Source organism: Devosia subaequoris, assembly GCF_014197055.1.
GTDB lineage: Bacteria > Pseudomonadota > Alphaproteobacteria > Rhizobiales > Devosiaceae > Devosia > Devosia subaequoris.
This window is the reverse complement of record NZ_JACIEW010000004.1, coordinates 185,263-198,405: the sequence shown is the minus strand read 5'-3', so window position 1 is coordinate 198,405 and position 13,143 is coordinate 185,263. Positions and strand designations below refer to the sequence as shown.

The 13,143-nt window shown below is 62.1% G+C and carries 14 protein-coding genes and 1 tRNA gene; 8 read left to right on the top strand and 7 right to left on the bottom strand.

Features of this window, described 5'->3' with window-relative positions; all coding sequences use genetic code 11:
* Position 1 precedes the first annotated feature (1 nt).
* Complete coding sequence (locus GGR20_RS09640) at positions 2 to 1,528, top strand: tripartite tricarboxylate transporter permease (protein ID WP_183311039.1); 1,527 nt, start codon at positions 2 to 4, stop codon at positions 1,526 to 1,528.
* The gene (locus GGR20_RS19090; RefSeq protein ID WP_183311038.1) at positions 1,476 to 2,165 is read left to right on the top strand and encodes a TetR family transcriptional regulator; all 690 of its coding nucleotides are present in this window, start codon (positions 1,476 to 1,478) and stop codon (positions 2,163 to 2,165) included. Before GGR20_RS09640 ends, GGR20_RS19090 begins: the two co-directional genes overlap by 53 nt.
* 49 nt (positions 2,166 to 2,214) lie before the next feature.
* Here the strand turns inward: GGR20_RS19090 and GGR20_RS09630 are convergent, their stop codons facing one another.
* Positions 2,215 to 2,916 (bottom strand): PadR family transcriptional regulator, encoded by a 702-nt coding sequence (locus tag GGR20_RS09630; RefSeq protein ID WP_183311037.1) that lies wholly within the window; start codon positions 2,914 to 2,916, stop codon positions 2,215 to 2,217.
* Positions 2,917 to 3,115: 199 nt separating this feature from the next.
* Positions 3,116 to 4,105, bottom strand: coding sequence for a complex I NDUFA9 subunit family protein (locus GGR20_RS09625; protein ID WP_183311036.1), 990 nt, complete (start codon positions 4,103 to 4,105; stop codon positions 3,116 to 3,118).
* A gap of 215 nt (positions 4,106 to 4,320) precedes the next feature.
* Between GGR20_RS09625 and GGR20_RS09620 the strand changes: the two genes are divergently transcribed.
* Positions 4,321 to 4,405, top strand: a tRNA-Leu gene (locus tag GGR20_RS09620).
* A 42-nt stretch (positions 4,406 to 4,447) separates the two neighbouring features.
* On the opposite strand, the gene lnt is transcribed toward GGR20_RS09620, so the two are convergent.
* Positions 4,448 to 6,064, bottom strand: a complete 1,617-nt coding sequence (gene lnt, locus GGR20_RS09615) for an apolipoprotein N-acyltransferase (RefSeq protein WP_183311035.1) — start codon at positions 6,062 to 6,064, stop codon at positions 4,448 to 4,450.
* 144 nt (positions 6,065 to 6,208) lie between these two features.
* On the opposite strand from lnt, the gene tsaB reads away from it, so the two are divergent.
* The 5 genes from tsaB to GGR20_RS09590 all read left to right on the top strand — a co-directional run bounded on the left by tsaB (position 6,209) and on the right by GGR20_RS09590 (position 8,920).
* The gene (gene tsaB, locus GGR20_RS09610; protein ID WP_183311034.1) at positions 6,209 to 6,817 is read left to right on the top strand and encodes a tRNA (adenosine(37)-N6)-threonylcarbamoyltransferase complex dimerization subunit type 1 TsaB; all 609 of its coding nucleotides are present in this window, start codon (positions 6,209 to 6,211) and stop codon (positions 6,815 to 6,817) included.
* Positions 6,817 to 7,296: a ribosomal protein S18-alanine N-acetyltransferase gene (gene rimI / locus GGR20_RS09605; protein ID WP_183311033.1), complete on the top strand. Its 480-nt coding sequence runs from the start codon at positions 6,817 to 6,819 to the stop codon at positions 7,294 to 7,296. Before tsaB ends, rimI begins: the two co-directional genes overlap by 1 nt.
* Before the next feature lie 90 nt (positions 7,297 to 7,386).
* Positions 7,387 to 7,785 carry a Fur family transcriptional regulator gene (locus GGR20_RS09600; RefSeq protein WP_183311229.1) on the top strand — a complete coding sequence of 133 codons (399 nt, stop codon included), beginning with the start codon at positions 7,387 to 7,389 and terminating at the stop codon, positions 7,783 to 7,785.
* Positions 7,782 to 8,582, top strand: a complete 801-nt coding sequence (locus tag GGR20_RS09595; RefSeq protein WP_183311032.1) for a lysophospholipid acyltransferase family protein — start codon at positions 7,782 to 7,784, stop codon at positions 8,580 to 8,582. The genes GGR20_RS09600 and GGR20_RS09595 overlap by 4 nt, the downstream gene beginning before the upstream one ends.
* A gap of 98 nt (positions 8,583 to 8,680) precedes the next feature.
* Complete coding sequence (locus GGR20_RS09590; protein ID WP_183311031.1) at positions 8,681 to 8,920, top strand: hypothetical protein; 240 nt, start codon at positions 8,681 to 8,683, stop codon at positions 8,918 to 8,920.
* A gap of 16 nt (positions 8,921 to 8,936) precedes the next feature.
* Here GGR20_RS09590 and GGR20_RS09585 read toward each other — a convergent pair whose 3' ends face one another.
* The 4 genes from GGR20_RS09585 to trxA form a co-directional block, all read right to left on the bottom strand.
* Positions 8,937 to 9,194 (bottom strand): hypothetical protein, encoded by a 258-nt coding sequence (locus GGR20_RS09585; RefSeq protein WP_183311030.1) that lies wholly within the window; start codon positions 9,192 to 9,194, stop codon positions 8,937 to 8,939.
* Between the two features lie 131 nt (positions 9,195 to 9,325).
* Positions 9,326 to 10,633 (bottom strand): nicotinate phosphoribosyltransferase, encoded by a 1,308-nt coding sequence (gene pncB / locus GGR20_RS09580; RefSeq protein ID WP_183311029.1) that lies wholly within the window; start codon positions 10,631 to 10,633, stop codon positions 9,326 to 9,328.
* Positions 10,634 to 10,854: 221 nt separating this feature from the next.
* The gene (locus GGR20_RS09575) at positions 10,855 to 12,528 is read right to left on the bottom strand and encodes a glycoside hydrolase family 3 protein (RefSeq protein ID WP_246349520.1); all 1,674 of its coding nucleotides are present in this window, start codon (positions 12,526 to 12,528) and stop codon (positions 10,855 to 10,857) included.
* 192 nt (positions 12,529 to 12,720) lie between these two features.
* Entirely contained in the window at positions 12,721 to 13,044 is a 324-nt protein-coding gene (gene trxA, locus GGR20_RS09570; protein ID WP_183311027.1) for a thioredoxin, read from the bottom strand.
* Positions 13,045 to 13,143 lie beyond the last annotated feature (99 nt).

The window sequence follows — 13,143 nt, the reverse complement described above, 5'->3', positions numbered from 1 at the left end:
CATGTTTGACGGCCTTCTGATGCTCGGTGGCGGGCTCGCCCATTTCCTCACCCCGGTGTCCCTGTTCAACATCGCCTGGGCAACCCTGCTGGGCATCATCATCGGTGCCCTTCCCGGCCTGACCGCCACCATGGGCGTCGCGCTATTGGTCACGCTCACCTACAAAATGGCGCCCGATCAGGCGATCCTGTGCCTGATGTGCCTTTACTGCGGCGCCATTTATGGGGGCAGCCGCACGGCCATCCTGCTCTCCATTCCCGGTACGCCGGCCAGCGCTGCCACCACGCTTGACGGGCATCCATTGGCCCTCTCGGGCAAGGCCGGTACGGCCATGGGTCTGGCCACCACCTCTTCGGCGCTGGGCACCATTGTCGGCATCATCGCCCTGGCCCTGATCGCACCGCTACTGGCGGAGGCGGCGCTGAAGTTCGGCACCTATGAATTTTTCTGGCTGGCGCTGTTCGGCGTCATTATCTCGGGGCAGTTGACCGCCATCGACGATCCGCTCAAGGGTTATATTGCTGGCATATTGGGACTGCTTGTCGCCATGGTCGGCATGGAAACCCTGCATGCCCATCAGCGCTTCACCTTTGGCATTTCAGCGCTGGGCGGCGGCGTTGACCTGATCCCGGCCATGGTCGGTGCCTTCGGTTTCGCCGAAATCCTGGGCGTCATGAAACGCTCCGCCCAGGCCCGCATCATTTCCTCCGGTGACCGGGTCATCCCGCGCTTTTCCGAGGTGTTCAAATACAAGTGGACCACGTTCCGCTCAGGTCTCATCGGCACATTTGTTGGCATCGTGCCCGGCGTGGGCGAGGATGTCGGCGCCTGGGCTTCCTATGCGGCGGCCAAGCGGGTCAGCAAGGAAAAGCACATGTTCGGCAAGGGCAGCCAGGAAGGGCTGATCGCTGCCGAAACCGGCAATTCCGCCGTCATCCCCGGCGCCATGATCCCCACGCTCACCCTGGCCCTGCCCGGCTCGGCAGCGGCGGCCGTGCTGATCGCGGCCATGTTCATCCATGGCATTCGGCCCGGCCCGCTCTTGATGACCGAGAACCCTGAGTTTCTCTACCAGATCGTGGCGATCCTGTTTTTCTCCACCATTGCCATGCTGATCTTCGGGTTGACCCTGACCAAGCCGCTGCTCACCGTGCTGCAAGTGCCACGTGAGCGACTGATGGCGGTGGTCTATGTCCTGTGCGTGGTTGGCAGCTTCGCCATCACCCAGCGCATGTTCGACGTCTATGTGATGGTCGGCTTTGGCATTGTCGGCTTCATCCTGCGCGAGATGAAATACCCGATGGCCCCGCTGGTGCTGGGCATCATCCTGGGAGATCTGCTTGATCTCAACCTTCGGCGGGGGCTGTTGCTGACCAATGGCGATCCGAGCCCGTTCTTTACCCGGCCCATCAGCGCTGTTATCTGCATCATCATCATCCTGACCATCCTCATGTCCATTCCGGCGGTGTCCAAACGTGTCCGATCCATCTTCACCCGCGACCGTGGAGACGCCTCGGCGCAAGGCTGAGGCGACAAAGCGGCCCCGAAATTCGGCCAAGACCAAGGCCTCCATCCTCGCCGCCGCGCGGGTGGAGTTTGCCGATCGGGGCTTTGAAGGGGCGCGGGTGGATGCAATTGCCGATCGGGCAGGGGCCAATAAGCGCCTGCTCTACCACTATTTCGGCAATAAGGAGGAGCTGTACCGGGCGGTGCTCCTCGACGCCTATCAGGAGATCCGTAAGGGCGAACGAGCACTGTCGCTTGATCAATATGATCCGGTACAGGCTATGGACAGGCTGGTGCGCTTCACCTTCCGGCACTTCCTGGCCAATCCCTGGTTTCCACGCCTTCTGGGCACGGAAAACATCGAGAACGCGCGGTTCCTCAAAACCATGCCCGACATCAAGGCGCTGCATTCACCTTTGGTCGGTCAGATCGCCGCCATCATCGAGCGTGGCGCCGCCACCGGCGCTTTCCGCCGCGATGTGGATCCGGTGCAGCTCTATATTTCAGTGGCAGCACTTGGCTTCTTCTACGTCTCCAACACGGCCACGCTGTCGGTGATCTTCGAGCGCGACCTGACCAGCGTCAACATGGTGCAGGAACGCGAAGCCCACGCCGTGCAGATGGTGCTGGACTTCCTCAGGACCAAGCCAGGCGCTTGAGCCGGGTGGGCCCACCTTCCCCCGCCAGGGGAGAAGGCAGGTCCGTGGCCTAGATATCCACTTCGTCATCGCCGATCGCATGCAGCGCCGTGGCGGCCTGCTGCAGCACGGCGGCGGCTTTGCGCTGCTGCTCCTTGTCGCCGCGCCGAGCCCGCTTGATGGCCTCCTTGAGCGTTTTGCGCGCGGCTTCCAGTTCTGGAATAGCGTCCTTCATCGGCCGATCGGCCTGTGCCTCGCGTTCCGCCCATTGCGGCGGAACATTGCCCGCTTCCGGATCGTCTGCAAACGGCCAGTCGGCCTTCACGAATTCGCGGAACCGGCTCATCTGTTCGCCCGTGCGCGCCAGGAAATCCAGCGTGCCGGCAACCGCCTCGCGATTATCCGCAAGATGGCTCTTGCCCGTTTCAGTGATCGTATAGAGCTTCTTGTTACCGTCGACGGCCGAGGTCACAAAGCCCGCCTCTTCGAGATAGGTCAGCGCCGGATAGACAATGCCGGGACTGGGCGAATAAACGCCATTGGAGCGCTCCTCGACCGCCTTGATCAGATCATAACCGTGCCGAGGCTGCTGCTCGATGAAATAGAGCGCCACCAGCCGCAGATCGCCCGAGGCCAGCATACGGCCGACGCGGAAATTTCCGCCGACCTGTCCCAACTCTTCATCCGCCATGCGGGCCATCCGGCCCCAGCCGCGCCGCGCCATGCGCTCGATATGGCGCCAGTTCGGCTCACCGTTCTTCCAGTAGCTCATAACCTATCTCCAGATATATCATAAAGCCCTTCGACCTAGAGATTGGCGCATGTAGGCGTGCGTTCAAGATATATCTTGGAAGTTTTTCTAAAGCGTGGCGGGTCCGTTTTGCAACTTGCTGGTGCCAAAGGCAAAAAACAAAAAAACCCGGGCCGATGGCCCGGGGTGATAAATTCGCTGCTGCGCTGATCGCCTGTAATCAGGTCGGGATCACCGGCGAGCCGCCTTCGCGGTCGAACTCGCCATGGCGGCGGAAGCGCCACATATAGGTGGGCAGGATCTCGTCCATGCTGGTGGGCTCGATGCCAAAGGCGGCCAGATTGCGCTTTTCCTTCCGGGCTGCATCGGACACGACATTGTCGACGCCCAGCAATTCCACCTGATCAGACGTGATCAGCGGCTTGAAGGGCAGGATGCCGATGAGCGAGGCCATCATCTTCATCAACCCCGAGGGCACTGAAACCAGCATCGGGTTGCGCCCCGCCTCGCGCAGAATGCGCTCCATCAGGATTCGGTGGCTTTCCACATCCGGGCCACCCAGCTCGTAGACACGGCCCGGCTTGACCGCGCCCTGCGCGGCCTTGGCGATGGCTTCGGCCACGTCGCCCACAAAGACCGGCTGGAACAGCGTTTTTCCCGAAATCAGTGGCATTACCGGCAGGATGCGCGCCATCGATCCCATCAGGTTGAAGAACCCGTCGCCCTGGCCAAACATCAGCGAGGGACGGATGATGACAGCCTTGGGGTAGGCTGCGAGCACGGCCTCTTCGCCCTTGAGTTTGGACGCGGCATAGGCGCTGACATCGGCTGCCTTGTCGACGCCCAGCGCTGAAAGATGCACCAGCGCGCTCGCTCCAGCGGCCTTGGCGGCGCGAGCCACCGCCGCAGCGCCTTCCACATGCACGGCCTCGAACGTCTGCTTGCCGGCTTGGTGAGCAACCCCGACCAGGTTGATGACGATGTCAGCACCCGCTGCGGCACGCTGCACCGAAGCTTCACTACGCAGATTGGCCTGGATTGGCGCCACCTGGCCCACACTACCGAACATGCGCACCTCGCCGGCCAGATCTGGGCGGCGCACCGCGACGCGAATGCGATAACCCTGGCGGGCCAGCAATTGCACCAGATGATTGCCGACAAATCCCGACCCGCCGAAAATGGTGACGAGCTTGGGGGTATTGCGATCCATGGTGGGGCTCCGAGATCAGGCGAGACAATATTGGTTCCGCTTCTAGCCCAGCCCGCCCGTTCCTGTCGAGCCTTGCTGCACGCTGCAAAGCCCGGTCCGGGTGGGAATTTGCAGAGGTAGCCACGCGTCGAAAACCTGTGACGGTGCAAACTTCTGACAATCTAAGAGAATGCGCATTGACAATGCCCCGGCATCGCCATAGACACACCGCCGTCGCCCAGATGGCGGAATTGGTAGACGCGCACGGTTCAGGTCCGTGTGCCGCAAGGCGTGAAGGTTCGAGTCCTTTTCTGGGCACCAATTTCTCAAAACCCCGATTGCAGCAATGCAGTCGGGGTTTTGCTATTCCGGGCGCCGCTTGCGAGCCCGGCGTGAGGCGACCAATCCGGCCAATATCCCGGCCAGCACAGCGATCAGCACCGGCCAGTGCCGCACCGACTGGAACACGGTGCCGGCCAGCCGCTCATGCGGGCGCACATCGAGCACGGCCATTTCCCCGGGCGCCAGTTCGCCGCTCACCCGGCCAAGCGGATCCGTGGCAAAGGTCAGGCCGGTATTGGCGGCCCGCACCAGGCTCATGCCCTCCTCGACAGCGCGGAGCCGCGCATGGTGGGCGTGCTGGGCCGGCCCAACCGAACCATCGAACCAGGCATCATTGGTCAGGTTGAGCAGGAACTGCGCGCCTGCCGTATCTCCCAGATCGCCGGAAAAAATGATCTCGTAGCACACCAGCACCAGCGGAGCCGGCGCTGCGGGCAGGTTCAACAGCCGCCGTTTCACATCGCCGGGCGACCAGCCATCGGCCCCGGGCACGAACTGCTTGATGCCCAATTGCGCGAAAAAATCGGCAAAGGGCAGATATTCGCCGAACGGCACCAGATGGGACTTGTCATAGCTCGCCACCACCTCGCCTTCGGTGTCGATCGCCACCACCGAATTATGCGGCGCCCCTGTGACCTCCAGCGGGCCGGTCGCAAAGGGACGGCGCGGCACCCCGGCCAACAGGCTTGCCTGTTCGGGCAGCAGGCGGGCAATGCGCGCCAGCGCCTCGGGATAGCTCTCGAGGAAAAACGGCAGGCTCGATTCGGGCCAGATCAGATGCGTGATGTCGTTGAGCCCCTGATCAGAGGGGCTCATGCGCATGTCCGAAAGCATCAGCAGCCGGTCGATCAGCGCCACCGGGTCGACATTGCCGAAATCGGTATGCTCATAGACCAGCGGCTGCACCAGGCGTAGATTCATGTCCTGACGCTCGGTCGACACCGTGCCGCTCAGCCGGTTCCAGCCATAGCCAAGCTGGCCTGCAACCACCAGCAGTGCCAGGAAAATCGGTGCCAGCCGTTGTGACCAGCCGCGATTGTCGGCCGGCCAGACCAGGGCAGGGGTCATGGCCAGCAGCGGTGCCAGGAAGGTCAGTCCATAAACCCCGATCACCGAAGCCAATTGCATCATCTCATCGGTTCCGGTCAGGCTGTAGCCCAGGAGGTCAAAGGGAAAACCGGAAAACAGATGCCCGCGCGCGTATTCTGTTGCGGTGAGCCACGCAGTGAGGGTGAGGATCCGCACCCAGCCATGGCTCCAGCTCAAATGCGCCAGGGCACTGGCCAACCCCCAGAACAGCGCGATCAGCGCCGAAAGTGCCAGAATGGCGAACGGCATGGCCGCCAGCACCCAGCCGCCGTCAATGAAGAAGGCGGCACCGAGCCAGTGCAGGGCGACCAGGAAATAACCCAGGCCAAAGGCGAAGCCGATGGAAAAGGCGGGGCCGAACAGCCGTCGCCAGCCACCCAGCCGCTCGGCACCATCCAGCGCCCAGACCCAGATCGGCATGGCCGCGAACAGCGCCGGCAGCACAAAGAACGGGGGCACCGAAAGACCCGCAATGGCCCCGGCCAGCAGGAGCAGCACAAAGCGGCGCCAGCCATGGCTGAGCATGGTGGTTTCGGCCAGCCAGGTCATGGGCGCAGAAGAAGCGAATCACTGGGCATGCGGGCAAGGTGGTCGCCGCCACTCGAAGCGTCAAGACAGGTGCTTGGTGGTGGACTTGGCCTGCCTCTGGCGCTACTTCAAAACAGCGCTCCATCAGCCGGAGCGGGAGCCAACATGACCCAGCCGATCACTCTTGCCATCGACACCGCCGCGCCGCGCCTGCAACTGGCCCTGTTGCGCGCCGATGGGCAAGTGGATGCGGAACTGGTCGATATCGCCAAGGGCCATGCCGAAATCCTGTTTGGCCGGCTTGAGACCCTGTTGGCGCGCAATCACCTTGGCCATCCCGATATAACCCGCATTGCCGTCACCACCGGCCCGGGCTCGTTCACCGGCCTGCGGATCGGTCTGTCCGCCGCCCGGGGTCTGGGCGTGGCCCGCAACATCCCCGTACTGGGCATCCCCAACCTGCTCGCCCTGTCCCTCTCGGCAAGCAGCGGCCCGGTGGCCGTGCTGCTCGATGCGCGGCGCGGCGAAGCCTATTTCGAGCTGTTTGCGACGCCCGGTGTCAGCCTCAACGGACCGCGCCTTCTGTCCATGGAGCGGGCAATCGCTGCCGTGCCTGAGGGCGCGGAACTGATCCAGTCTCCCTTCATCGACATTGCCGCCATGGCCCGCTTCGCCGCTGCGGCCGATCCGCAGGCCTTCCCGCCCCACGCCAGCTATGTGCGCGATGCCGACGCCAAGCCACAGGACGCGGCGCGCATCCCGAGGCGGGCCTGATGCTCAAATTCTGGATGGCCCCCGGCGGGCTGCATGTCGAACCGGCCGAGGCCAGCGACGCGCGGGAACTGGCGCGCATTCACGCGCTGAGCTTTTATCGCGGTTGGCCGAGCACGGAGTTCGAGAGTTTCCTGGCCGATCGCGCCTGTCTCACCTATGTGGCCTGCGATGCGCGGCGCAGGATATCCGGCTTTGCGCTGATCCGCATCGCTGCCGACGAATCCGAATTGCTCACCATCGCCGTGGATCCCAAATGGCGCGGCAAGGGCATTGGGCGGGCGCTGATGGATGCGGTCTTTGCCGATCTCATGCTCTCGCCGGCCCGGCGCATGTTCCTTGAGGTCGATGAGCAGAATGCCTCCGCTGTCCGGCTCTACAAGGCGCTGGGTTTTGAAGCCATTTCGAAGCGCAAGGGATATTATCCCCGCCCCGATGGTAGCGCGGCCACCGCGCTTGTCATGGCGCGTGATCTTGGGTAACCGGACCTTTGCCAACCAAGATCAGGGAGCGATGGCTTGAACAGAAACCCCTCCGATCCCACTCTTGAGGAGGCCTGCGTCGCGCGCGGCATGCGTATGACCGAGCAGCGGCGCACCATTGCCCGGGTCATCGAGGAGGCCTCCGATCATCCCGATGTCGAAGAGCTCTATCGCCGTGCCTCGGCGCTTGATCCGCGCATCTCGCTCTCCACGGTCTATCGCACGGTGAACCTGTTCGAAGAGGCGGGCCTGGTGACCAAGCATGACTTCAAGGACGGTCGCGCCCGCTTCGAGCTGATCCCGGACGAGCATCACGACCATCTCATCGACATTCGCTCCGGCACGGTGATCGAGTTCCGCAACGAGGAGATCGAGGCCATCCAGGAGGTGATTGCCAAACGCCTCGGCTATAAGCTGGTGGATCATCGGCTTGAACTTTATGCGGTGCCGCTGGCTGATAGGACGAAAAAAGACGAGCCTGCCAAATGATCTTCAGGATCGTTTTTTTCCTGTTTGTCTTAGTGCCGTTCATGCTGGTCGTTATTCCGCTCCAGGCCCTGATCCTGTGGCTCAAACTACCCTTCTGGAATGTGCTGCCGCGTCTGTTCCACCGCCTGGGCTGTGTCTTTCTGGGCCTTCGGGTCAATGTCATTGGCACAGCCTCGCATGGCCGCGGGACCTTGCTTGTTTCCAACCACATTTCCTGGACCGATATTATCGCCATCGGCTCGGTGGCCCATGTCACCTTTGTCGCCAAACGCGAAGTGAGGAGCTGGCCCTTTGTGGGCATGATGGCCAATCTCCAGCGCACCATCTATGTCGACCGCACCAGGCGCTCCGATGCCGGGCGTACGGCCCAGGCCATGGGCCGGCACATGTCGGGCGGCAATGCCGTGCTGCTGTTTGCCGAAGGCCAGTCCGATATCGGCACCCATGTGCTGCCGTTCCGCTCGGCCCTGATCGGGGCGGCCCAGCACGCCATGCTGGACGCCGGCGCCAGCGAAGTGCTGATCCAGCCCCTCACTATCGCCTATACCCGGCTCCAGGGGCTTGCCGTCAGCCGCAATGAGCGTTCGCTGATCGCCTGGATTAAATCCAGATCGATCAGGCAGAACATCGCCGAAATTCTCACCGGTCCGGTCAAGGACGTCACCGTCGCCTTCGGCACGCCCATGTCGCTCAATCAGGGCGCTGATCGCAAGGCCGTCACCAGGGCGGCCGAAGCGCAGGTGCGCGCCATGCTGGTGACGCTCAATCGCGGCGGGCAACTGCCGGCGCAGCGCTGATTGGATGCAATTTTACCGGTTAAGCCTAAAACCGGTTTCCGCTTCCCCCATTAACCTCTTGTTAGCTATGACTTTCATGCACCGAGCAGGAGGAAGCCATGGTTTGGGAACTGTTGGCCATCTGGGCCGTCATCGCCGCTTCCATTATCTGGTTTTTCCATGATGAAAGCAAAGAGCAGCGCTCAAAGTTGAACCAGCGCGCCCGGGCACTGGCCAGGACTCCGGCTTGGCATCAGGACCAGCCAGTCATCTCGGCGCAGGTCACACCGCGCGACCCCCAGCGCCAGACAGAAATCCAGCGCAAGTTTCTCGAAGAAATGCGGCGCGTGCGACCGTGACCTCCTATGGGCGCGGCTAGCCCGGTACCACGCCCATGTGCTGCTTGAGGCGCCCCACGATATCGGCCGCCTTGACCATCAGGCCCAGCTCAATGTCCTCTTCGCTCATCCCCGTCTGTACATCGAGCCAGACCGGCACCAGGATTTCGTGACGAACCTCCCTTACCCCGATTGTTTCGGTCAAGACGGCCCGGACCTTTCCGGTCATACGTTTGGCAAGGGTGGGGTGTGGCTGGTGTTCAGCCAGGGCAATATCGATCAATTCAACACTCATACTTGGCTCCGTAGAGCCCCCGACGGCCAAACTGGCCGCCGATGGTTCATCGAGCCTTAACGCGGCAGCCCCCCGTGGGGTTCTCCACAGACCAGCAATATTTGTGATGGCGGTGGACCGGCCGGAGCCGATTAGACGCGGACGGCGTGTTCTTCCCGGCCCGCATCGCCGAAGACCCGCAGGTAACGCGCGATCTCCTGGCTGTCACCCGTGGCCTTGGCCGGATTGTCCGAAAGCTTTACGGCGGGCCGGCCATTGGCCTGGCTCACCTTGGCAACGATTGAAATCGGCGTCAGGCCCGGATTCGGGTCCGGTGCACAGCCTGCAAAATCATTGGTCAGGTTCGTGCCCCAGCCAAAACTCATGCGCACCTTGCCGTCAAAATGCAGATAGGCTTCCTCGATCATGTCGACATCGAGCCCATCGGAAAAGATCAGCAGCTTCTCCTTGGGGTCGCGACCGCGCGCTTTCCAGAAATCGATGATCTTTTCGCCACCGGAAATGGCCGGCGCGCTGTCGGGCCGGAAACCGGTCCAATCGGCTACCCAGTCCGGCGCATCGCGCAGAAATGCGTTCGTCCCGAACGCGTCGGGCAAGACGATTAGCAGGTTGCCGCCATAATAGCTCTTCCAGTCCTGCAGCACCCGATAAGGGGCTTCGCGCAACTCCTCATCGGACCGAGCCAGCGCCGCCAGCACCATGGGCAGTTCATGGGCATTGGTGCCCAGCGCCTCGAGATCATTGTCCATCGCCAGCTTCACATTGGAAGTGCCGGTCATATTGGCGCCGATCCCTTCCTTGAGTGCTTCGACGCACCAGCGCTGCCAGAGAAAGGAATGCCGCCGTCGCGTACCAAAGTCGGAAATTTTGAGATCGGGCAGCTTTTGCAGACGCTCCACCTTCTCCCACATCTTGGCCTTGGCGCGGGCATAGAGCACGTCCAGCGTGAACGGCCCGTAGCGCTTCATCGCGGCGCGGCTACGCAATTCATTGATGATGGCCAGTGCCGGGATCTCCCACATGGTGGTTTCCACCCAGAGCCCGGGAAACTCCAACACGAACTGGCCGTCACGCTTTTCCAGCCGGTATTCGGGGAGCTGAAAGTTTTCCAGCCAGCGCAGGAAGCCAGGCTGGAAGATCTGGCGCGAACCGTAAAACGTATTACCCGCCAGCCAGATCATTTCCTTTTTCGAGAAGCGCAGGCTGCGGCAATGGTCCAGTTGCGCGCGCAGTTCATCGATGTCGATTTCATCGGCCAGCCGCACCGAACTGGTGCGATTGATCAGGCTGAACGTCGCTTCGACCTTGGGATACAGCCCCCACACCATCTGCAGCATTAAGAGCTTGTAGAAATCGGTGTCCAGCAGACTCCGCACGATCGGATCGAGCTTGAAGGTGTGGTTGTAAACCCGGCGGGCGATATCGGTATAGGTGGCCATCAGTGTCCCCAAAGCGCGCCGGGCTTTGTAGCTTCGAGCCGGGCCGAAGGCAAATTCGCTCCGGTGGAGCGAATTTAGGCAAGAAGGCCGTGAGCGCTGTGCGCGAAAGGCGGTGCGCCGGGCCGAAGGCAAATTCGCTCCGGTGGAGCGAACTCAGGCAAGAAGGCCACCAGCGCTATGCGACTGGCCGTGCACCGCAAGGTGCGATACGCAGCCGAGGTTCAATATTTCCCCTGGTCGCTGCCGCAGAACGGGTCGACCGGATTCTTGCCGGCAAATGGCTTGCGGCCGAGCAGGCATTCGACCACGGCCGCCTGCATCTCCTCGTTCGAACCATACGCGTTCACATAGGTGGGCACGCGCGGCGCATCGTGCAGATAATAGGGATAGCCCAGCGAGACCATCAGCGTGGGCACATCATGCCAATAGCGCTTCATGGCGCCAAACACATTGCCTGTCAGGGCTCGCCAGTTGAGGAAGATGCGTTGCCGTGTCAGCAGAGTTTCTTCAGCCAGCAGATACAGCACTAGGTCGAAGTCTCTGGGATTGACCTGCATGTCTTCGCTGTACTCAGTGACGTCGAACCCCTCCTGCGCCAGCAGATCCGGCAGGGATAGCGGCAGGGGCTCCGGGGCAAAAGGTTGTACAGCCCCGGTCGAGAAGATCAGCACGCGCTTGTGTTTGGCCGGGGTCAGTGGCAGCAGCTTTGTCACATCCTTGACCAGGGTCGGCACTTTCGCGCTAGCTGCGCTGGCAATCTGCTTGCTGGTCGAGCGCGCCATGATCATTTCAGCACTGTCCAGCGCTGGCTCTGGTTGATCTGCCTTGTGCAGCCCCACCGCTGCCTTGAGGGCCAATACGCGCGTCACCGCCTCGTCCACCCGTTCCTGGCTCAGCCGGCCATCGGCCACCGCCTTGACCAGATACATCAGGTCCGCATTGGGGTCGTCGGAGAACAGGATCACGTCACAACCCGCAATGATGCATTGCGGGATGGTCTCTTCGCGCGGGCCCCAATCGCCGAACCCGGCCATGGGCGTGGCGTCCGAAACGATCAGGCCATTAAAGCCGAGCTTTTCGCGCAGCAGCGTCTGGTTCAGCACAACGCTCTGGGTGGCCGGCCGATAAGCCTCGGCGCCGGCCTCGGGATCGAGCTCGCGTACAAAAGCAGGAAAGGCGATATGGGCCGACATCACGCTCATCACCCCCGCCTCGATGGCCGCGCGATAAAGCCGCCCGAAGGTTTTTTCCCATTCGGCAAGGCTCAGCGGATTGACCGTCGTCACGAGGTGCTGGTCGCGATCATCATAGCCCTCGCCGGGCCAGTGCTTCACCGTTGCAGCCACGCCATGTTTCTGGAAAGCGGCAATCTGCGCCAGCGCATGGCGCTCGATGCGCTCCACATCGTCGCCATAAGAGCGCGTGCCCACGATCGCGCTCTGAAAGGCCTTGTTGATGTCGATGACCGGGGTAAAGCTCCAATTGAGCCCCACGGCATGGGCTTCCTCGGCCATCAGCGTCGAAATCGTGCTGGTGACCTCCACATCGTCAATGGCCGCCAGCCCCAGCGGGTTAGGCACTTCAGTCCCGAAAGGCAGGCTCATGCGGCTGCCCTCGAGGTCGGCGCTGACCGTCATCGGCACCGGTCCGGCGCTGTTGATGTGTCGCATCAGCGCGATTTCATCGGCCAGCTCGGGCGTAAAGATGCGAGTAATGCCGCCGGGTTTGAAGGCCCGAATTGCGTCCAGCGCCTCCTCCGGCGCCTCGCGCGACAACAGAACGAAAAGCTGCGCCAGCTTGTCACGAGGGGACAGGCTGTCGCGCGTGGCATGAACCCAGGCCGTGTCCTCCTCATCGAGGTTGAACGGCGCAGCGGAAAGATCGATGGCGGCCAATTGGGGGCTCCTCGACATATTTATCGTTATCGTTCCCACTGGCTTATCAGCCATAGCGGAACCTGAACAGGTTGGTACAGGTGGGCGTGGCCGGAATGTGGGTGCTCGACCTGGCGGGCTGACCGCCGAACAAAAAACACCGCCGGATCGATCCAGCGGTGTTCTCAAGCAGTGTAAGCTGCGCTTCGCGGCTTAGGCGGCGTGGCCTTCAAGCCATTTGGTCAGGCCTGCCTTGGGGGTGCCGGCACCGATCTTCATATCGGCGGCCTCACCAGCCTTGAACAAAATCATGGTCGGGATCGAACGCACGCCATACTGGGCGGCAATGCCGGGATTCTCATCGACATTGAGCTTGACGATCTTCACCTTGCCCTCGAGCTCGGAGGAAAGCTCGTCCAATACCGGGGCGATGGCCCGGCAGGGGCCGCACCACTCCGCCCAGAAATCGACAAGCACGGGCTCATTGGAGCTCAGGACTTCCTGGCTAAAAGTGGCTTCGGAGACGGCTTTGGTCATGGTTTTCATGCCTTTTGTACTTTGGCGGCTGACACGCTGGCCCCAGACCGGAACCATGCGAAGCGCTTTCGTATTTCAGTTCCCGGCGAACGCCCGCTG